Source organism: Portibacter marinus (genome assembly GCF_021533195.1).
Classification (GTDB): Bacteria; Bacteroidota; Bacteroidia; order Chitinophagales; family Saprospiraceae; genus Portibacter; species Portibacter marinus.
Genome location: NZ_JAJNKB010000005.1, coordinates 75,997 through 96,915 on the forward strand (window position 1 = coordinate 75,997; position 20,919 = coordinate 96,915).

At 39.9% G+C, this 20,919-nt stretch carries 20 protein-coding genes; 13 read left to right on the top strand and 7 right to left on the bottom strand.

The features are described 5' to 3' along the window. Positions 1 to 113: 113 nt before the first annotated feature. Positions 114 to 719: an SOUL family heme-binding protein gene (locus L2567_RS13055; RefSeq protein ID WP_235298231.1), complete on the bottom strand. Its 606-nt coding sequence runs from the start codon at positions 717 to 719 to the stop codon at positions 114 to 116. A gap of 149 nt (positions 720 to 868) precedes the next feature. Here L2567_RS13055 and L2567_RS13060 point away from each other — a divergent pair, with 149 nt between their 5' ends. From L2567_RS13060 to L2567_RS13095, 8 genes are all read left to right on the top strand, one after another. Then, positions 869 to 1,639, top strand: coding sequence for an XRE family transcriptional regulator (locus L2567_RS13060; RefSeq protein ID WP_235298232.1), 771 nt, complete (start codon positions 869 to 871; stop codon positions 1,637 to 1,639). Between the two features lie 173 nt (positions 1,640 to 1,812). Beyond that, positions 1,813 to 2,232 carry an ABA4-like family protein gene (locus tag L2567_RS13065; protein ID WP_235298233.1) on the top strand — a complete coding sequence of 140 codons (420 nt, stop codon included), beginning with the start codon at positions 1,813 to 1,815 and terminating at the stop codon, positions 2,230 to 2,232. Continuing rightward, the gene (locus tag L2567_RS13070; protein WP_235298234.1) at positions 2,229 to 3,023 is read left to right on the top strand and encodes a hypothetical protein; all 795 of its coding nucleotides are present in this window, start codon (positions 2,229 to 2,231) and stop codon (positions 3,021 to 3,023) included. Before L2567_RS13065 ends, L2567_RS13070 begins: the two co-directional genes overlap by 4 nt. 4 nt (positions 3,024 to 3,027) lie before the next feature. Continuing rightward, complete coding sequence (locus tag L2567_RS13075; protein WP_235298235.1) at positions 3,028 to 4,095, top strand: sensor histidine kinase; 1,068 nt, start codon at positions 3,028 to 3,030, stop codon at positions 4,093 to 4,095. After that, on the top strand, positions 4,092 to 4,847 hold the full coding sequence (locus L2567_RS13080) for a LytR/AlgR family response regulator transcription factor (RefSeq protein ID WP_235298236.1): 756 nt from the start codon (positions 4,092 to 4,094) through the stop codon (positions 4,845 to 4,847). The genes L2567_RS13075 and L2567_RS13080 overlap by 4 nt, the downstream gene beginning before the upstream one ends. 32 nt (positions 4,848 to 4,879) lie before the next feature. Beyond that, entirely contained in the window at positions 4,880 to 6,493 is a 1,614-nt protein-coding gene (locus L2567_RS13085) for a CotH kinase family protein (protein WP_235298237.1), read from the top strand. 9 nt (positions 6,494 to 6,502) lie between these two features. Then, positions 6,503 to 7,489, top strand: a complete 987-nt coding sequence (locus L2567_RS13090) for a glycosyltransferase (protein ID WP_235298238.1) — start codon at positions 6,503 to 6,505, stop codon at positions 7,487 to 7,489. 76 nt (positions 7,490 to 7,565) lie between these two features. Continuing rightward, positions 7,566 to 8,378 carry a 3-keto-disaccharide hydrolase gene (locus tag L2567_RS13095; RefSeq protein WP_235298239.1) on the top strand — a complete coding sequence of 271 codons (813 nt, stop codon included), beginning with the start codon at positions 7,566 to 7,568 and terminating at the stop codon, positions 8,376 to 8,378. Here L2567_RS13095 and L2567_RS13100 read toward each other — a convergent pair. After that, on the bottom strand, positions 8,365 to 9,000 hold the full coding sequence (locus L2567_RS13100; protein WP_235298240.1) for an SDR family oxidoreductase: 636 nt from the start codon (positions 8,998 to 9,000) through the stop codon (positions 8,365 to 8,367). The two genes, L2567_RS13095 and L2567_RS13100, sit on opposite strands and share 14 nt — an antisense overlap. An 89-nt stretch (positions 9,001 to 9,089) precedes the next feature. Here L2567_RS13100 and L2567_RS13105 point away from each other — a divergent pair, with 89 nt between their 5' ends. Continuing rightward, a complete protein-coding gene (locus L2567_RS13105; protein WP_235298241.1) occupies positions 9,090 to 10,379 on the top strand; it encodes a serine hydrolase domain-containing protein in 1,290 nt (429 codons plus the stop codon). Between the two features lie 123 nt (positions 10,380 to 10,502). Then, positions 10,503 to 11,399 carry a hypothetical protein gene (locus L2567_RS13110; RefSeq protein ID WP_235298242.1) on the top strand — a complete coding sequence of 299 codons (897 nt, stop codon included), beginning with the start codon at positions 10,503 to 10,505 and terminating at the stop codon, positions 11,397 to 11,399. Positions 11,400 to 11,472: 73 nt separating this feature from the next. Here the strand turns inward: L2567_RS13110 and katG are convergent, their stop codons facing one another. After that, positions 11,473 to 13,683 carry a catalase/peroxidase HPI gene (gene katG / locus L2567_RS13115; protein ID WP_235298243.1) on the bottom strand — a complete coding sequence of 737 codons (2,211 nt, stop codon included), beginning with the start codon at positions 13,681 to 13,683 and terminating at the stop codon, positions 11,473 to 11,475. A gap of 180 nt (positions 13,684 to 13,863) precedes the next feature. Here katG and L2567_RS13120 point away from each other — a divergent pair, with 180 nt between their 5' ends. After that, positions 13,864 to 14,004 carry a hypothetical protein gene (locus tag L2567_RS13120; protein ID WP_235298244.1) on the top strand — a complete coding sequence of 47 codons (141 nt, stop codon included), beginning with the start codon at positions 13,864 to 13,866 and terminating at the stop codon, positions 14,002 to 14,004. A 106-nt stretch (positions 14,005 to 14,110) separates the two neighbouring features. Further along, positions 14,111 to 14,809 carry a DUF2490 domain-containing protein gene (locus L2567_RS13125; protein WP_235298245.1) on the top strand — a complete coding sequence of 233 codons (699 nt, stop codon included), beginning with the start codon at positions 14,111 to 14,113 and terminating at the stop codon, positions 14,807 to 14,809. On the opposite strand, the gene L2567_RS13130 is transcribed toward L2567_RS13125, so the two are convergent. Continuing rightward, positions 14,787 to 15,782, bottom strand: coding sequence for a Gfo/Idh/MocA family protein (locus L2567_RS13130; protein ID WP_235298246.1), 996 nt, complete (start codon positions 15,780 to 15,782; stop codon positions 14,787 to 14,789). The genes L2567_RS13125 and L2567_RS13130 overlap by 23 nt on opposite strands. Positions 15,783 to 15,841: 59 nt before the next feature. Between L2567_RS13130 and L2567_RS13135 the strand changes: the two genes are divergently transcribed. Then, positions 15,842 to 16,957: a lactonase family protein gene (locus tag L2567_RS13135; RefSeq protein WP_235298247.1), complete on the top strand. Its 1,116-nt coding sequence runs from the start codon at positions 15,842 to 15,844 to the stop codon at positions 16,955 to 16,957. Here the strand turns inward: L2567_RS13135 and L2567_RS13140 are convergent. From L2567_RS13140 to L2567_RS13150, 3 genes are read right to left on the bottom strand one after another with little or no spacing between them, the layout of a single operon-like run. Continuing rightward, positions 16,926 to 17,618, bottom strand: a complete 693-nt coding sequence (locus L2567_RS13140; protein WP_235298248.1) for a DUF6250 domain-containing protein — start codon at positions 17,616 to 17,618, stop codon at positions 16,926 to 16,928. The two genes, L2567_RS13135 and L2567_RS13140, sit on opposite strands and share 32 nt — an antisense overlap. Continuing rightward, complete coding sequence (locus tag L2567_RS13145) at positions 17,605 to 19,032, bottom strand: sulfatase (RefSeq protein ID WP_235298249.1); 1,428 nt, start codon at positions 19,030 to 19,032, stop codon at positions 17,605 to 17,607. Before L2567_RS13145 ends, L2567_RS13140 begins: the two co-directional genes overlap by 14 nt. After that, the gene (locus L2567_RS13150) at positions 19,029 to 20,912 is read right to left on the bottom strand and encodes a hypothetical protein (protein WP_235298250.1); all 1,884 of its coding nucleotides are present in this window, start codon (positions 20,910 to 20,912) and stop codon (positions 19,029 to 19,031) included. The genes L2567_RS13145 and L2567_RS13150 overlap by 4 nt, the downstream gene beginning before the upstream one ends. Between the last annotated feature and the right edge of the window lie 7 nt (positions 20,913 to 20,919).

The window sequence follows — 20,919 nt, forward strand, 5'->3', positions numbered from 1 at the left end:
ATATGACAAAGATCAGCATAAATATCACATTTATTCAGATGATTAATGTGATAAATACGAACAAATTAAAAATTTAGTTATTTAGGCTAAGGGCAAGCACTTTCACATCAATGCTATGGTTGGAATTTTTCTTGATTTTCTAATTCTACTACTACTTCATTTCGCCTACTGAAGATCTCATAAGGAGCATTGTAACCGAAAAAATAAAATGAGTTGGAATAATTTATACCATTGGCTTCCAAGATATCCTTCAGTTCATTTTTATGCTTTTCTATTTTTTTATCGTTGGCCCATCCTCCAAATTGGATAGCCGCCATTGTCTTAGCTGGTATTTCTTTAAAGTCGATATTGGACTGATTAGGTTGAGGTAGATTTTCTTTATTGTATTTCTTTGGGACCATAAACATCATTTCCATATTGTCTTCCAGGGACATTGAAACAGGAGAAGTCATGGCTATTTTCTCATTATCTTTGTTTCCGCCGAAAATATAATCAGCCAGAACAGAAAATCCTTTTCTAGAACCTTCTTTGTATTTTCCAGTGCTTAGGTTCACACTAGTAAATAGGCTTGGTTCGTAATTTCTAATTTCAACATCATCAACGGTCTTCACAACATTGTATGGATAAGTTTCGATATTGGAAGTATTGATCATAGAATATATTTGAAAGCCAATAAATCCGGCAATTAGGACTCCTAAAACGATAAGTGTAATTTTCATTAAATGCTTTTTATAATAAAGCGTTTTATGTGTGTTTTTGTTTAGGTCAATGGTTGAATGACAAATTCATACTTTTCTTTTTTCACAATTGTATTATATTTATCCCGAATTGTGCTTTAATTAATGTGATAAATACGAACAAATAATTTATGAGAATATTAGCTGAAAACATCAGGTATCTGCGAACTTGTCAGGATTTATCGCAAAAGGAACTGGCGGAAAGTTTGAGTCTCAGTAGGTCTAATTTAGCGAAGTATGAAAAAGGGGTTCATGATCCAGGAATCGAGACCTTACTCAGAATGTCCAGGTATTTTAAAATTTCTGTCGATGCTTTGTTGACCATAGATCTGAGTGAAGTAGACATTGAAAAGTTAGCAGGCAGCGATAAAATGATTTTTCCTGTTCAGGTTGATCAGAAGGGGAATGACATTATTGAAATTGTTCCGCATGATGCGAGTGCAGGGTACCTTGGGAACTATAGTGATCCGGAGTATATCGAGCAATTGGATCACCTTTATTTTCCTTTCTTACCTATGAAGAAAAAATATCGTGCTTTTCCGGTTAATGGAGATTCGATGCCGCCGGTCATTGATGGTTCTTATATTATTGGCAGTTGGGTAGAATCTATAGCTGATATAAAAGAGGGTAGAAGGTACATTGTCGTTTCCAGAGATGAAGGCATTGTTTTTAAGCGTATTTCAAAAATAGAGGAAAACGGCATGTTTCATTTGGAGTCTGATAATCCATTGTATGACAGCTTTTGTTTGGCCGGACAGGAAATCTTAGAAGTGTGGGAATTTATGGCAGCTATATCGATCGAGGATGCTGCGGACAGACACATGGAGAATGCGCTTTTAGAGAAAATCAATTATTTGCAAGAGGAAGTAAAGCGACTGGGCGACCGGATTGTAAGAGCATAGTGTTCACGGACCGTCAAACTGCCCTGGGACCAGTAAACTGCTATGGGACTGGCAAATTCCATTTGCCAGCGATCGCCATTCAAACCTAAAAAACGACGTTTCAGCAGAATTGCCTTTCAAAACAAGACATCATCCCCCATTTTTACCTCATCATAAAGAAAAAATAAAATAATATGACAGCTAATACAGTTTTTTCAATCGTCAATCCAGTAGCCATGATCATGTGGTTACTAATGATATTGACTCCAAATTGGAAAGTGACCAGATTTCTAATGGACCGAAAGATCATTCCTGTCCTTCTTTCCTGCGTATACGCCATCTATATCATTATATCCATGAGGAGCGGCGGTCTCGATTTTAGTACCCTGGAGTCAGTCATGGAACTGTTTACCAAAGAAAATGCAGTGCTGGCTGGCTGGGTACATTACCTGGCTTTTGACTTACTAGTGGGTATGTGGATTCTGGATCAGAATCGCAAATTGGAAATCCATCACTTGATTATAGTTCCCTGCCTCATCGGCACTTTCATGTTAGGGCCCATTGGATTCTTACTCTTTATCATCATTCGCAGATTATTTAACAAACAATCATGAAAAATATTATTCAAACACTTCGTACCAACAGTCCATTTTTATATGGGTGTATAATCTTCATTCTATTACTTGCTGTGATCAGTGTAGCTGGATTGATTCTAGATGAGCGAACCTTGAAAGGGGTCAATGTTTGGATTAAGCCATTGAAATTCAATATCTCTACCGCTATCTATATGTCGACCGTTGGTTTTTTGATCACTTTTTATCCATATTCCAGGTTAAAGACCAGACTCATCAATGGAGTTGTAGCGTGGACCCTCCTTATCGAGATGATCATCATCAATTTGCAGGCAGCAAGAGGTGTGCATTCTCATTACAACGTTTCTAACCCTTTCGATGGGATTCTATTTGGAATGATGGGAATTTTAATAGGAGTCAATGTCATCATCATGTTGTTGCTCTTTATGGATGCGATTCGCCTCCGCCTAAAATTGGAATTAATGCTGCAGATTGCCATTGTCCTTGGTTGGATAGTGGTCATCGGTGGTAGTTGGGTGGGCGGTCAAATGATTGGTCAGATGGCACATAATGTTGGAGTCCCGGATGGGGGCCAAGGCATACCACTTCTCAATTGGAGCACCATAGCGGGTGATCTTCGAGTAGCGCATTTTTTTGGGCTACATGGCATTCAGGTCATTCCACTTTTTGCCTTATGGGTTTCTAACTCATGGAATGTAAAAAAATTAGCTAAGTTTATGGCAGTCGTCATTTTTGGATTGCTCTATGCTTCATGGATTGCCTTTACATTTTACCAGGCAAAACAAGGTTTACCGTTGATAGCATTATCTTAGCCTCATGAAATTATTGAACAGGGAAAGGAGAATCAAATATCTGGGTTTCGACGATAAATGGTTCATGGTTCTAGGCATCTTGGTTCTTAGCTTTACCATGGATTTACTCTTCAATAATTCATTTGGAAGAAACCTGTCTCTAATAAATGCTGTGATAGGATGGAGCATCTCCCTGTTCTTTTCTACTTTTTATTGGTTGGTGACCAGAGGAGTCCTAATTCAGTTCAGACAATTATTTCCTAAATTAAAAGACAGCTTCAAAAGAATCAGTTTATTCACGATTGTCTGTATATCTTCTCTGTTTCTGGTCAATTATGTAGGAACCCTTATCTTATCTCAGGCGATCGGAGTAAATTTTGATCCGAAGTCGGATTTTGAATATGTATTGCCGATCATTTTTGTGAGTCTGATGACAATGGCCATTTATGAAGCCATTTACTTTTACATCAAATTACGACAGTCTATTAGAGAGGAGGAGCAGGCCAAACAAGCTATAGTTCAGGCGCAATTAGATGCTCTCCGTAATCAGGCTCAACCTCATTTTTTCTTCAACACTTTAAATACATTGCGAGATATCATTGACCAAAATACCAAAGAAGAAGCCAAAGAATTTGTAGATAAAATTTCAGATGTATATCGGTTTATTTTAGAGTCTGGAAATGCAAATTTGATCGAAGTAAAAGATGAAATCAAATTTGCAAAATCATACATTCACATTCAATCAGAAAGATTTGGTTCAGGTTTGCAAGTGGAATGGAACATACCAGAAGAAAAACTTACAAGGGCGATCGTTCCGATGAGCCTCCAGATTTTATTGGAAAATGCAATCAAACACAATATAGTCTCTCCATCTAATCCACTTAAAATTAAGGTTAATATAATAGATGATAAATTACAAGTAATCAATAAGATAAAGCCAAAATCCACAATGGTACCGTCTACTAAAATGGGAATATCGAATATCAAGAAAAGATATGCATTAATCACTGAAAAGGAGGTCCTCGCAGAAACGCGAAATGATCATTTTGTGGTGACTTTGCCTTTGTTGACTTTAAAAAGTGCTGTAAGATGATACGGACATTAGTAGTTGAAGATGAACAAAGAGCAGCTAGACAATTACAAAGAATGCTGGAAGCGATGGATACTTCATTTGAAATCCTGGGAGTGATTGACAGTATTCAGGATACCGAAAAGTGGTTGAATTCAGCGCCACCTTTGGACCTAATTTTCATGGATATTCAATTGGCGGATGGGCTTAGTTTTGAAATTTTCCAGCACATTAATATTGAAACTCCTGTCATTTTTACCACGGCTTTTGACCAATATGCCATTCAAGCTTTTAAAGTGAATAGTGTGGACTATCTACTTAAACCTATAAAGCAAAGTGAGTTATCTGTTGCAATTCATAAATTTAAAAAGTCAAATACCCAAAGCATCATTGATCCATTCACGATCAAGAATTTGCTAGGAAGTCTTAAACCTAAAGTCTATCGAAGTGGTTTTCTGGTAAAAGCAGGCCATGGATACATACAAATCAATGCAACTGAAGTCATTTACTTTTATTCCGAAGACAGCTTATCCTTTTTGGAGTGTGATCAGGGAAGATTTATCGTAGATGAACCTCTGGATCAAATCGAGGCGTCCATTGATCCTGCATATTTCTTTAGAATCAATAGGAGTCAGATTGTTGCCAAAGCAAGCATAGCTAAAATTGCACCCTACCTTAATCATAGGTTAAAACTGACCATTGACAAGATTAAAGATCATGAATTCATTGTGAGCAGAGCAAGAACATCAGATTTTAAGAACTGGCTGAATCAATAGAGATATCCGAAATAAATTATATTTTTGGGCCAATGCACCGAATATTGCTATTCATTCATATTCTACTGCCTGCTTTGCTTTGTGCCCAGTTTACACAAAGTGAGCTCCCCATTGTCATAGTAGAAACCGAAAATCGCACCATGATTGTGAATGAGCCAAAAATTCCTGCCACCGTCAAAATCATATACAATGGCGAAGGCATGATCAATTCATTAAACGATGAAAATTTTCATTTTGAAAGTAACATTGGCATAGAAATAAGAGGCGAATCTTCACAGTCGTTCCCTAGAAAGTCCTATTTGATGGAAACCTGGAATGAACTGGGGGAAGACCAGGACAAAAGCTTCCTTAATTTTCCCAGTGAGGAAGATTTTATCCTTTATGCACCTTATTCCGACAAAACCTTGATGAACAATGTGCTGGCGATGGATGTAGCCCGTGATATGGGACGCTATGCCAGTAGAACCAGATATGTGGAATTGGTGCTCAATGGGCAGTATGAGGGGGTTTATGTGATCATGGAAAAAATCAAAAGAGACAAGAATAGGGTAGACATATCTAGACTTGAAGCGAATGATATTGAGGATGATCCTCTAACGGGAGGTTACATCTTCAGGATCGATAAGGGTGGACATGATGGATGGAGTTCCAAATATGATGCGTATAATAGTTCCAAGAACATATTTTACCAATACTACTATCCAAGTGCATTTGACATTCAGCTGGAACAAGAATTGTACATCAGGTCTTTTATGGATGGATTTGAGGACGCCATTGCATCCCGGGATGGAGAAAACGAATTGGGCATACACTATTCCGAATATATCAATCTGAGGTCATTTTTTGACAATTTCATACTTAATGAACTTAGTAAGAACGTGGATGCTTATAGACTAAGCAGCTATTTTCACAAGGATCGAAATAGCAAAGATGGTCGCCTGGTGGCCAGCCCTGTGTGGGATTATAACCTATCTTTTGGTAATGCAGATTACTGTAGGGGCGAAGATTTTGATGGCTTAATTTACTATCAGTGCAGTGGAAACAGTCCCTTCTGGTGGCATGAAATGCTGAGGGATGATTTTTTTGCCAATGGTCTTCGCTGCCGCTACGAATCTTTAAGAAGTGACCTACTTTCTTATGAAAAGATCGTTTCAAAGATAGACAGTCTCCATGATGTAATCCGTTCTGCACAGGAACGAAATTTTGAGCGCTGGCCAGTCCTTGGATCTTATGTTTGGCCCAATCCTGCAAGGTATGTAATGGCTCAAACTTATGATGAAGTGTTAGTATCTATGAAAGAATGGATTAGACTTCGACTCGATTGGTTAGATGAAAACATGCCCGGCAAAGCTGTGGGTTGTACATTCTATGAAGATTTAGAAAATTCTCGGCTTGACAATGCTGCTGTAGCTGCCAATATTTTTGTTTACCCTAATCCGGCAAATGAACAAATCACCATTTTGGGAAGCAATTATATCAACGAAGTGAGACTTTATAGCAGCATGGGTGTTTTACTCGATCAACGCACCGCCAGAGGAGCGGAGTACATTTACAACCTTAAGGACGATCTTGTGGCAGGTACCTATATCCTAACGGTACTGGTTGGTGAGACATTCGTTCATCAGAAAATCATTGTGCATCCGTAATTTCAGTTTATGCATATCGTCTTGGCGCATCAAAGTAAATTGCCAGTCTATCTTTATGGAGGCACAGAAAGAGTAATATGGTCTTTAGCGCAGGCATTGGTGAAGCAAAACCACAAGGTGACTTTTATTTTAAAGTCCGGATCAATTTGTGACTTTGCTGATGTCATTTACATGGATGAAGATGGATTGATTAAAGATCTGATCCCTCCAGATGCTGATGTCCTACACCTACATTACATGCCAGGTGATATGGACCAGATTACTGTACCATATGTCATTACTATTCATGGTAATACGCCACAGCACCTAAAGCTAAATCATAACTCGATTTTTGTTTCTCGCAATCATGCGAATCGGTATAACTCTGAAGTATTTGTCTATAATGGCTTAAATTGGTTAGACTACTCGTCACCTGATTTTAACATGAAAAGGTCTTACTTTCATTTCTTGGGAAAGGCAGCCTGGCGTGTGAAGAATGTAAGTGGAGCAATAGAAGTGATTAAGAAAACACCAGACGAAAGTTTACGGGTCCTGGGTGGAGTCAGATTCAATGTTAAGATGGGCATCCGATTGACTTTTTCTAGGAGAATCAGATTTCATGGAATGGTTGGAGGCAGGGAGAAGGATATGTTGGTCAATGGCTCCAGGGGATTGATCTTTCCAGTGAGATGGCATGAACCCTTTGGTCTGGCGATCATTGAAAGTTTATTTTATGGCTGCCCTGTGTATGGGACACCTTATGGTTCTTTAAAGGAATTGGTCACTGAAGATGTTGGTTTTTTGACAAACAGCAGTAGTGAAATGGCAGATGAGCTCTTGTATTGGCATCAATTTTCTGCTAAAACCTGTCATGAGTATGCCAAAGAATACTATAACAGTGATGTGATGGCCTCCAACTATTTAGGCTATTATCAAAAAGTACTGGAGGGCCAACAGTTAAATACGCAGCAGCCCCGATTGGTGAAATCAGAAGAAGGTTTTCTCGACTGGCAATAAATTAAAGTCCAATCGGTCACCACATGCATCTAAACGATTTATTTTATATAAATTGTCAGACTATAAAATGATTGATATGTTTCGACCTTCTATATGCTTATTTCTTTGTTTAATAGTGAATGTATCCTGTAAAGACACAGGGCCAAGCTCTTTTAATAAGGCGGGTCAATCTGATAAGGACGAGTGGCAAACATTGTTTAATGGTGAAGATCTGGAAGGTTGGACACCCAAAATTGGAGGGTATGAATATGGGGTCAATGGATTAAATACTTTTAGGGTCACTGATGGTGTGCTTGAAATCAATTACGATGAGTATGATACCTTTACCACTCAATATGGTCACTTATTTTACGAACGCCCGTTTTCATCTTATCATATGATGGTTGAATACCGCTTCAAAGGTGATCAGACTCCTGGTGGACAAGGTTGGGCTTACAGGAATAGCGGTATCATGTTTCACAGCCAGGACCCCAAAACCATGACCATTGATCAGTTCTTTCCGATATGTGTAGAATATCAGTTTCTAGGTGGAAATGGAGAGGATCAGCGCTCCACTGGAAATTTATGTACACCGAATAGCCATGTGACCATAGATGATGAATTGGTCACTACTCATTGTATCAGTTCCACTTCTGATACATACCATGGTGATCAGTGGGTAACTGCAGAATTATTGGTTTATGGTGATAGCATCATACATCACATCATTGAGGGCGATACTGTGATGACTTACACTCATCCGATATTTGATGCAAAGGATGCTCCCGATGGAGGAGTGAACTATGTGGACGGTCAGCCATTAACTCAAGGTTATATTGCACTTCAAGCTGAAAGTCATCCAATGGAATATAAAACTGTGAAAATCAGGGATCTGTCTATTTCGAAGTGACTTTATCTAAAGCTTCTTCTATTTGAGTATCTCCTTTGATAATTTCGAAAGTCTGCTCTTTCCCGATGCTATCAGAAAGGCATTCTACGAGCGTCTTTGCAACATCAGCACGACTTATTTCTCCCATTTCTTCCAGATGTTTTTCTAATTTGATGTAATTCAAACCACCTTCGTCTGTCAAACTTCCCGGACGGACAATGGTGTAAGGAAGGCCACTCTGCTTAAGATACTCATCTGCATTGTGTTTGGCTTTTAAATATTCTTGTAGCTGATCTGCCTTTTCCGGTTCGTCAGCGCCAATTGAGCTAAGCATAACAAACTTTGAAATACCGTTTTTCCTGGACCAATCAATTAATTTTTTAGCACCTTCCTGGTCTACTTCCACTACTGCTTCTCCTCCGGAGCCAGCGGCAAAAATCACTTTATCGATATCACCGGGAAGAGGGCTTAGATCATTGGTCAGATCAGCCAGAACGGTTTCCACATTTAGCTCATGAAAGTGCGATTTTTGATCAGATTTTCGAATCATGGCAATCGGATGATAAGCCTCACTATCTTTCAATAGGTTGGTAATTTTCCTTCCAGTAGAACCATTTGCTCCTGCAATAAGTATTTTTTCCATACACAAGTTAGTCCGCATTTGCGAATTCTGTTCGGTCTCCTTACGGCCAAATACATTTAATTTTCTAAATTGTCTTATAAACCAGCGAAATGAAACAGTTAAAGCTCCATATGATTTTTTTAATCCTGTCCACAGGATTAATGGCTCAAAACACCATTGGTACATATCCTCAATCACTGACATACAGTTCACCCACTGAAGCGGGCATGTCAGACGATAGAATAGGATTGATATCCAGTATGATAAAGCAACAGATCGAGTCCAATCATATTCCTGGTGCAGTTGCCTTGATTGTAAGAAACGGTCACATCGTGCTTCACGAGGCTTACGGTAATTCAGGCGAAGACAGTAGTGAAATGCAAAGGGATGACATTTTTAGAATTGCTTCCCAAACAAAAGCCATCACTTCTACCGCAGTAATGATATTATGGGAACGTGGACTATTCCGTTTGGATGATCCGATTTCTAAATTTATACCAGCATTTAAAAATCCTCAGGTTTTGAAGGGTTTCACTTACCGCGACACGAGTTATACCACGGAACCGGCTTCAAGAGAGATTACGATAAGAGATTTATTGACACATCAAGCTGGACTCGGTTATGGCGTTATTGATGGGGATGAAAGAATGAAATTGATTTATCAGAAGGCTGGTATCACCGATCTGTTTACAACGGAAGATATAACGATTGAGGAGAGTGTACTTAAGTTGGCTAAACTTCCCCTTCATCATCATCCTGGCGAAAAGTTCACTTATAGTGAAGGTTTGGATGTACTTGGGTATTTCATTGAAATTGTATCTGGAAAGCCATTTGATGTCTTTCTAAAAGAAGAGATTTTTACGCCCTTAGGAATGGAAGATACTTACTTTTATTTGCCTGATAATAAGCAAGATAGATTGGTTGAGGTACAACACAAGGTGAATGATAAATGGGAGAATTATCCTACCACATTCTACGATCCTGCATACCCGAAAAGAGGAGCAAAGAAATTCTTTTCAGGGGGTGCCGGATTATCTAGCACCGCTTTAGATTATGCCAAATTTTTGCAAATGTATCTTAATGAAGGTCGATTTAATGGAAAAAGAATTTTAAGCAGAACGACAATCGAAAGTATGATGAGTAATCAAATTAGTGATCACTGGGGTGATGGTGGTTCTTTTTATGGATTGGCGTTTGGTGTTGTGGATCAAAACGGTGTTGCTCAAGCAGGAAGGGGAGGAATAGGTACTTTTGACTGGGGTGGATATTTTAATACTCAATATTTTGCTGATCCGGAAGAAAACATTATTGGGGTTCTGATGAAACAAACCCAGGGTAGCACGGGAGATGAGTCCAGCTGGAAATTTCGCCAAATGGTTTTTGCTGCAGTGGATGATTAGGTGAAGACACCGCTTGCAAATCCATTGTTTGGTCAATAGAATACAGGAATCAGTCGATATTTTGGCATACTATGCCTCTTTGTGAAATATAAACAGTCTTTAGGATAACCAATGTTTCTAAAGATGAGAATTGTCCAAGTAACCCTAATTCTTTTACTGGTCATACCTGTGATCTGGGGCTTATTAAATTTGTTGAGCAGAAAAAAAAGAAGGCATAATACAGCCATTCAAGGCGTCAAAGTTCCAATCCTGCTTTATAATGGTGCGCTGTCATATGTGATTGGATTTAACGTTATTTTCTTTCTACAAGAACTGTTTCTGGTATTAGGTAAGAAGATGCTTGGACTGTCGGCCACGCTCTATCACAATAACCATACCTGGGAAGGAGATCATGAAATGGTTAATCTCATGCAGGGGTCTGGTGCCGCAGGCATTTTTATCTGTGGAATCATTTTTATGGTCGTTTTCCTTCAAATAAAATCTTCAAACGCTATTGTCCGGTTGATCTTCTTTTGGCTCTCTTTTCATGGAATTTTTCAGTCTTTGCCCCAGATCGCCATTGGATTTCTAGATCCATCTACAGATGTTGGAAATGCACTTGTTTACTATTTAGATCTCAATCAAAACCTCCTAATCGGCTTGTCCATATTTACGCTTGTTTCTATGGCTTTCCTGGGAATCATCTATGGTCGACTACTTCTAACTTTGGCACCCATAAGGAAAGAGCTTTTGACCGATGGTGTAAGATTTCGCGTCATATTATACATGGCCGTAATATCTGGCTTTATAGGTTGCGTCTTGACGATTCCATTTCGTATATTGCCAATGAGTCAGGCGTTGACACCCTTTTTAGTGTTTGCTTTTTCGATTCCCTGGCTATGGGCTTCAGCGGGTCTGCATAGAGAGATAAATACCCATCCCAATCCATTAGGTCAAAAAATTTATAAGATCCCACTCATCCTATGCCTTGTAATGCTACTTTTTTTCAGAATGGTTTTGGTAAATGGGATCAATTGGTAAATGATGTAAAAAAGGTGACCTGCCGTTTGGGCAAGCCACCTTATTAATCAGTTTATTATGAAAAATCTAAAAGTTAGAATCTTCCTAAATTCATGACCTTGTGCCATGCAGCTACAAAGTCTTTTACGAATTTCTCTTCACTGTCTGAGCAAGCATAAACCTCTGCGATTGCCCGCAGTTCAGAATTTGAGCCAAAGATTAAATCCACTCTGGTACCAGTCCACTTCTGTTCGCCAGTTCTTCTATCGGTAGCAGCAAATCCATGTTGACCTTTGTCCAAAGCCTTCCAGGTGACTCCCATATCCAATAGATTGAGGAAAAAATCATTGGTTAACTTGCCTTTTTGATCGGTCAGCACGCCGTGTTGTGAACCATCATAATTGGTATTTAAAACGCGCATACCTCCTATCAATACCGTCATTTCCGGAGCAGTTAATGTCATAAGTTGTGCTTTGTCAATGAGCATTTCTTCTGCAGATGGTCCGTCAGTAACCCCTTGATAATTTCTAAACCCATCAGCTTTTGGCTCCAATGCTTCAAATGATTCAACATCTGTTTGCTCCTCTGTCGCATCTGCTCTGCCTGGCTTGAAAGGAACGCTAATATCAAATCCTGCATCTTTAGCAGCTTTTTCGATGCCCACATTTCCAGCTAAAACGATTAAATCAGCTAATGAAATTGGTTTACCAAACCCATTTTTAATTTCTTCCAGTTTACCTAAAACTTTTTGAAGTTGAGGTGGATTATTGACTTTCCAATTCCTTTGAGGAGCTAGTCTCACTCGTGCACCGTTCGTACCGCCTCTCTTATCAGAGTTTCGATAAGTAGAAGCGGAAGCCCAGGCGGTAGACACCAGTTCTGAAACTGTCAAGCCTGAATCCAGAATCAAATCTTTTAATGCATCAATTTCTGCTTTGCCCACCAATTCATGATCTACTTCTGGAACGGGATCTTGCCAAATCAACTCCTCTGATGGCACCTCTGGTCCAAGATATCTTTCTTTTGGCCCCATGTCTCTATGGGTCAATTTATACCATGCTTTGGCATAAGCCTCTGCAAACTCCTTCGGATTCTCAAGAAAATGTCTTGATATTTTTTCATACTCAGGATCCATTCTTAGCGAAAGGTCTGTAACCAACATAAAAGGTGCATGTTTTCTAGATGGATCATGAGCATCTGGAACAGTACCTGCTCCTTCATTGTTTTTCGGCTTGAATTGCCAGGCACCGGCTGGACTCTTCGTCAATTCCCAATCATACTTAAATAAATTTTCGAGATATTTGTGACTCCACTGAGTTGGTGTGTCTGTCCATGCTCCTTCCAATCCACTGGTAATGGTATCTGCACCAAGACCTGAATTATAGCTGTTATGCCAACCCATACCCTGAGATTCAATACTGGCAGCAGCTGGTTCAGCAGCTACATACTTTTCTGGATCAGCTGCTCCGTGTGTTTTGCCAAATGTATGGCCTCCAGCGATCAAAGCTACTGTTTCGTAGTCATTCATGGCCATACGTCCAAATGTTTCTCTGATGTATTCCGCAGCTTCCACTGGATCAGGATTTGCGTTGTGCCCCTCAGGATTGACATAAATCAAACCCATGTGAGCAGCACCTAACGGGCTCTCAAGTTCACCATCCTTATATCTGGCCTCATTTCCAAGCCACTCAGACTCGGATCCCCAATAAACATCTTTTTCGCTTTCCCACGTATCCTCTCTACCGCCGGCAAATCCATACATTTTTAGACCCATCGACTCATGAGCAACATTCCCCGCTAAAATCATCAAATCCGCCCAAGATATCTTTCTGCCATATTTCTTCTTAATGGGCCATAATAGTAATCTTGCCTTATCCAAATTCGCATTATCCGGCCAGCTATTCAAAGGCTCAAACCTTTGTTGACCTGATCCTGCACCGCCGCGGCCATCACCAATACGATAGGTGCCAGCACTGTGCCAGGCCATTCTTATGAAAAATGGTCCATAATGACCATAATCGGCAGGCCACCAATCCTGTGAATCCGTCATTAGTTCTGTCAGGTCCTTTTTTAAGGCCGCCAGGTCCAGACTCTTGAAGGCTTCTGCATAATCAAAATCCTCATCCATAGGATCTGACAAATGACTGTGCTGTCTTAAGATGGTCAGGTCCAGTTGATTGGGCCACCAATCGCGATTAGCAGTTCCGTTTCCGGCACTGCCTTTTAATTTTCCTCCAAGGAATGGACATTTGCTCGATTCATTTACATCCCAGGCTTCTCCGCCATTTCCGTTATTATTCTCCATTTTTTACGTTTTGTAATTAAAAAAACTGCAGTTTTTCACTTAAGCTCCAAAATATGAACTTAAAGCTTAATATTATAACCACTCAGTTTAATATCTGTTTAAGGTATTGGTCTGAAATACAAATTAAAGGTGTGACAAAACATTTATATCGCTATTCTGGTATGATAAAAAAAAGATATTATGGACAATCCTAAAGAAAAAAATAATCAAAGTCTGAAAGAGCAGGCAATCAACAAAAAAGGGACTCAAGCTGACGGCGTAGAAGTTGATCCGCAAACCCAAAAAAAGAATGAGGTGCATCAACCCAGAGACACGGCATAATACGACAGCACATACCAACTAACGCTGGTCAGTTTGGTTTTGGGCCACCTATGTTGGATTACATTATTAATATAAGATTTGCTAAATTCGCCTTCAAATCAAGAACTTGAAGATACTTACCTGTTTTATTACTTGTTTATCACTATTGTTCAGTGTTAATGCTACAGCTCAATCTGTGGACGAGGACCAATTAGGTGCCTGGTATATGTACTTTTACAATGCTAAACTTGGCGATGGTCCTGTTGGGATGCAAGGTGATTTTCAATATCGGAATTGGAACCTGGGTGGAGATTTAGAACAATTGCTTTTACGGTCAGGCTTGACTTATTTAGAGAAGAATTCTAATGTTCTATTTACTCTTGGCTATGCAAATATTACTACAGGAACGCCAGGGGAAAGCACTGAAACAGTAGTTGAAAACCGGATTTATCAGGAAGCCTTAATTCCTCAATCCTTGACAAGCGCAGTTAAATTGACCCATCGATTTCGATACGAACAGCGTTGGCTCCCAGAACAAGACATGAGAACTCGGTATCGATATAATTTGTTTTTGAATATTTTACTAAATGATTCTTCTTTTAATAAAGGAACGATTTATATAGCACTGTATAACGAGTTGTTTATCAATGGCCAACGTGAGATAGGAAGTGGCCAGACTGTACCATTTTTCGACAGAAACCGGACCTATCTTGGACTGGGATATGGAATACTAAATAGCCTAAGAACCCAGATCGGTTGGATGCGACAAACAACCAACGGATGGGCGAAGGACCAATTGCAGGTCAGTTTGCACCATAGCTTCTAGTAAATTTTTCCATTATTTCTTGCACTACCAATGCCTCTTGTACGCTGCAGGGATTGCATTCTTTATCATCTAAAAAGTAATCTACTACTTTTTGTATCATCGGTTCTTGAATATGTCTGGGATTAATAAAATTAAAAGTTTGACTTCCTTTTGCATTGTCAAGAGTTACCTGGTCCCCGTAAAAGCTAAAGTGAACTCTTCCTTCTGATCCGTAGATTATACAGTTGTCCTCTTTATTTTTTTCATAAATATTAAATGCCCATGTGCCAGAAAAATGTACACCGGACTTAAACTTAATCAGACCGGTTACCATGTCGTTGGCCTCATATGAACGGGATTGATTGGTTGCCAGCCCGCAAATCTCTTCAATGTCTCCAAAATAAAAGCACATCAAATCCAATTGATGGGGTGCCAGATCATAAAAATATCCACCCCCCGAAATTTCAGGTACTATTCTCCAGTTTTCATCAGTATTAGCAATTAGATCAGAATGAAGGGGTTGGCGAATGTTTATTTCAACCAATCTCACCGTGCCAATGGCTTTTTCATCGAGAAGTTCTTTTACTTTTTGAAAGGCAGGCAGAGCTCTTCGATAATGTGCCACACATAACTTCGCACGATGATCGTGCACCGCTTTATTCAGTAATTGGGCTTCGTGGATATTTAAAACCATTGGCTTTTCCAGATAGATCATTTTTCCGGCTTTCAAACTTTTGATGGCCAGCTCCAGATGTGAAGAAGGAGGAGTAGCGATATAGACTGCGTTAATCTCCTCATTTTCAAGGAGAAGATCAGCGTCAGAATAAGAATATGGCACCTGATGTCTCTTTGCAAATGAAGCAGCCTTATCAGCATTTCTTCTCATTACCGCCAGCAATTTTGAGTCTTTGATCTTGTTAAAAGCAGGTCCACTTTTTATCTCTGCTACGTCGCCACAACCGATGATGCCCCACCTTATTTTTTTCTTATCCATTTTGAAGAGATGTGCTTAAAGTTAAGAAATACCCCAATTAATATGCTTAGTTTTAGTGGATGTTAAGACCTTTCATCATTATATGGATTGCTTTATCTTGGATTGCTTGTGAAAAGTCCGCATTTTCGACGATTTTCATTGGCTCTTATACAGATAACAGCATTGATACAGGACTGTTTGTTTACCATTTATATCACAAGACAGGGAAATTGGAACTTGTAAGTCAGGTAGATAGTCTGATCAATCCCTCTTTTCTGAAGACATCATCTGATGGTCGGTTTTTATATGCAATCACGGAAAGCAGATTAGAATCTCCCGGCTTCGTTTCATCGTATCGTCTTAATGAAAATCACCTGGAATTGATAAACCGTGTTTCGACGGGAGGGCGCAATCCGGTCCACATCGATATATCCCCGGATGGAAAATATCTTTCCGTATCCAATTACTCAGATCCAAGTCTGAGTTTTTACACCATAGATGGCGAGGGAAGACTATCGAATAATTTCCAATTTTTTGCTTTTAAGGACAGTAGCATTATTAAAGATCGTCAGGCTGAGGCACACATCCATTCATCAAATTTTTCAATCGATGGCGAATTCCTTTTTGCGCATGATCTGGGAGGGGATAAGATTCGCGCATTTCAGGTCAAGGACAGCCTAATCCTCAGGGAGGATTTAAATGTCAATATTTCACCAGGTTCCGGGCCGAGACACTTTACCTTTGACAGAGAAGGAAAATATGGATACTTGATCAATGAATTAGGAGGAAGAATTGATGTATTTGATTATTTTGCCAATGAAGGATTATTAACTTTAGTAAACAGCACTTTAACCTACGCTGACACGCTGGACATATATCGATCTGCAGACATTCACATTACGCCCAATAACCAATTTCTGGTTGTAAGCAATCGCGGTCCGGCAGAAAATACGATTGTGGTATATGAACGTTTGAATGGTAGTGAATTAAAGTTGATAGATCGAAAAGCCAGTGGCGGTGACTTTCCCAGAAACTTTGCCATTACACCGAATGGAGAATACCTTATTGTTGCCAATAAAGAGAGTGGAAATGTGGTCGTCTTTCCCTTTAATCAGGAAATTGGACGAATCGGACCACCTATATCAGAAGTCATCATTTCACAGGTTAGTTCGATTCAGATTCTAAATAGACCTTAAAGTTATCTATGATCATGTGATTACGGGTGGTTCTAAAACCGAAATATCCCCTATGATAAGGTGTGGAATCACGAAACTCGTAAATCAATTGGTCATTTCTGAAATACTTGGAGATACCGTGAGCTACTTCTATTTTAATGTGATTGGTTGTATTGGCTTTCAAAAGGTAGGTGCTATCGGTTAAATCATGTTCCGGTAATAATGGCTTTGCGCCTGTTCCATGATACCTTCGAAACCTGGTTCTGCTATTGTCATGTCCACCTTGACCGACATAATACAATTGAAGGGTGTCATAATATTTAAAAATGCCATTTCTGAAGGTAGACTTTGCGAAAAAATCATCAGGATTATTGGGGTCCAAGGCAAGCCAAAAGCAGTTCAGGTCAGAAACCCTATCATTGGCACCGCCCGCATCCACTAATTTAGCCTCATATTTGATTCTAAGAGGAGCCGTCAATTTTTCATGGAACCAAATGGTCACTCCTTTATAGGTATCGATATTTAGTTGCCCATTTACTAATTGAACCGTAGAGTTATCTCCTTCTACAACCCATTGACTTAAATCGCCGGAAAACAGATCGATGTAATCCGGTTCCACTTCTAATTTTGTATGGCAACCTATCAAAATAAATATGCAGCAGATGTAACTATATCTCTTCACTGTCCATTTTCCAATTTGTAAAGTAGTCTTTCCCACGATTAGCCATCATAATGGAACTTAGAGAATCTATCACACTTTGATATTGTGGCTCATCCACAATATTATCGCTTTCCTCTGGATCCGTGTTGTGATCATATAGCATACGGGAGATCAAACTGTCTTCGTCTGTCCTGAATTCGGTATAGGCATATTGTTGGGTTCTAATGGTTAAGCCATCCTGCCACTTTGAAATGGCAAAATTTTCTGCGCCTTGGTCAGGATTTTCTAAAATCGGAGCCAGGCTCTTTCCTTCTGCGGTCCGGGGAATTTTTAAACCTACCAGGTCCACGATGGTGGGGTAAATATCTATGAATTCGGCAATAGATTGAGTTTTGACACCTTGAAGACCACCTGGAACGGAGATAAGCAATGGGGCATGTAATGAAGTATTGAAATTACAGTGTTTGTTCCAAAGTCCGTGTTCCCCTAGCTGCCAGCCATGATCTCCCCACAGAACAATAATAGTAGTCTTACGCAAATCCAGTTCATCGAGCTTTTCAAGAATATGACCAATCAAGGCATCCGTGTAGCTTATTGCAGCATGATAACCATGCTGAAGCGTTACAGAAAGACTATCACTGACAAAACCTTCCTGAGGTATACCGTGGTAATTTCTTAATTCTCCTGAATTGTGAAATGCCTTTCTCGGTGCATTTGCTGGCCAGAATTCCTGCCGTGAGGGTTCAAAATCTGATCTATCATATAGATCCCAGTATTTAGCAGGCGCATTAAACGGAAGGTGAGGTTTGACAAATCCTGTGGCGAGAAAGAAAGGCTGACCAGAATCTTTCAACTGCTCTAAATCTTTGATCGTTTTGAGCATCAGTTTGCCGTCCCGATAAACTGTATCGTGAACTTCAGCTCTCTCATATGCCGGTCCTCGTTGGTCGCCACTGTCCAAAGAGTCGTTTTCAGGAATTTGATAATCTCTCCAATTACCGTCCGATTGTAATCGCCAGTTGTCATCCCATCCTGCCGCCCGGTCATTCAAGTTGTGAAATATTTTTCCGTTTGAAATGGTATGATATCCGTTTGCCTTCAGATATTCATTGATGGCGATGGCATCAGGTACTTGTTCCTGACTAATTGCTTTATGGGTAAGGAAGCGATATCTGGTAGGCCGAGTGCTGGTCAGTAAACTTGCTCGAGATGCTCCACAGGTGGGCACGCTGCAAAATGCCTTTGCAAACAGAACGCTTTCAGAAGCAAGATGATCAATGTTGGGTGTTTTTACAAGAGGATCACCATAAGCTCCAATGGTTGGACGCAAATCATCTACGGCAATCATTAAAATATTTAGCGGCTTATCCTCACTGGAAGATTCATTTTGACATGCATAAAAAGCAAAGGCGATTAATAAGTAATAATATTTCATTTTACAGTCAGTTTTACGGTCAATAATTGTCCTTTAGGAATATCTATAGAAATGGGAATGACCTCTATTCCGGGTACCATATTGAAAATTCTCCTTCCCTCCGTTTCCTTGATGGTCAGAGGAAGAGTAGACTCTAAATTTACCTTCGCATCAGATTTGTATAGCGTCAATTGGCGGTTTTCTAGTTCAAACTCTTCATAAGATGGTGAAACCAGTGGAAACACAAACCGACTTTCGTAATATGATGGTGGTATTTCAAAGATGACTTCATTTTTTCTTATGTAATAGTGAATTTCACTACTTTTACCATAGATAGGGGTGCGATTTGCATCTCTTAAGCTGGTATGGACATAAAAAGCCATTTCATCCAACGTTTCTTCTGTTCGTACCGTGGCATCCATGTCGTATAGATTGGTATACCATATGCCTTCTCGAGTGACTTCAAGTCTTGGAGTGGTAGCAAATTCTTCACCAGGCTGAGGTTGTTGATTGTTTTTCTCGGCTAACTTATACTTGGCCATACTAGCTGCTAGCAGTAGACCAACCTTTTCGTGAAAAAGCACGGACATTGCACCTCCTGTCGCCTGGTTAGATCCTTTGGTTTTAAATTCATTGTCGTAAGTAGAAATTGTTGCCGTCCACTCGTCCTTATTAGCAATCCAAACATCGATGTCTTTAAAGTGCTGCAAGCCATTTTCGGCCTGTCGTGGGACTTTATTACTAAGGTTGATGCTTGAAAGTTTTTTCGTATTATCAAGCACAAATGCGAGTGATTTGGCATGGGCGAAAGTATGGTGAACACAGGGCTTGACACCATGTGACTGATAGTGCGGTCCACCGGCGAGCAGTCCATCAACTGTGCATTCTTTCAACAATTTAGTGTTAAGAAAAGCTGCCGTGCCCAAAGCAGGATTACGATCAGCCATAGATGCAAAGGCAGGTTGGCAACCATCTGTAGTTCTGGAGCCCCAGTAACTCCATTTGTTTTGTCGGGTTCCCCAGCTGTTGTCCCAGGCTCCGTCCGGGAGAAGAAATTCAAGATGCTGTTCCAACACAGTTTGAAGGACATTCAATAAGGAATGGTTCTGTGTTTCCATAGCATAAAGGACGGCACCATTCAAGGTCTCCTCCACATTGTATCCTAAATCGACAGGCAGAAGTCCTTTGGCACTGCGCTTATCTGCAGGGCTGTCTTCGCCATAAATCAAGCTGTCGTTAGGCGTAATCCAATTTGGAATTTCAATAGCCATTTCTTTTGCTTTGGCTATGTAATCTTCTCTATTGAGTTGTTCTCCGAGCAGGTGAAGTGCATAAATGGAAGTGATTCCATAATTGATGTGGCTAAAGCCCATATAAAACTGATCGTAAATGTATTCACCTGCTTTTCCGAGTCGATCCATCCATTCAATACGCTTCTCTTCAGTCAATAGATGTCCATGATACTTTAATGCTTCCCCCAGGGCTATGGCACCAAATACTGATATGCCCTTCCATGATTTAGGATCTGGAATAACAGTCCAACTTCCATCTGGCATGCTTACATTTTTTGACCAGTTCATGACGTCGATGGCTGCCTTGAGATATTTTTCATCCCCGGTTTGATCAGCCATATACATAAACGGGTACACTGCATCCATGCAACGACCATGTATTTTATTGCAGGCAGGGCAATTTAGGGCGCCATGTATGGATGGGTCATCGGGATGATCTATTTGCAACTCAAGCATCGCATCACACCATGTTGTAAGTAGCTCTTCTGTCAAGTTTATGAAGTCTTGATCCTTAAGCTGGTTGCCTAATTCTTTGGTACTTGATTTTTCTGTCCAGTTAAAGCTCCCAAAGCTTAGAATGAAAAAGAAAAGGACTATCTGCCAGCGCATGAGCTTT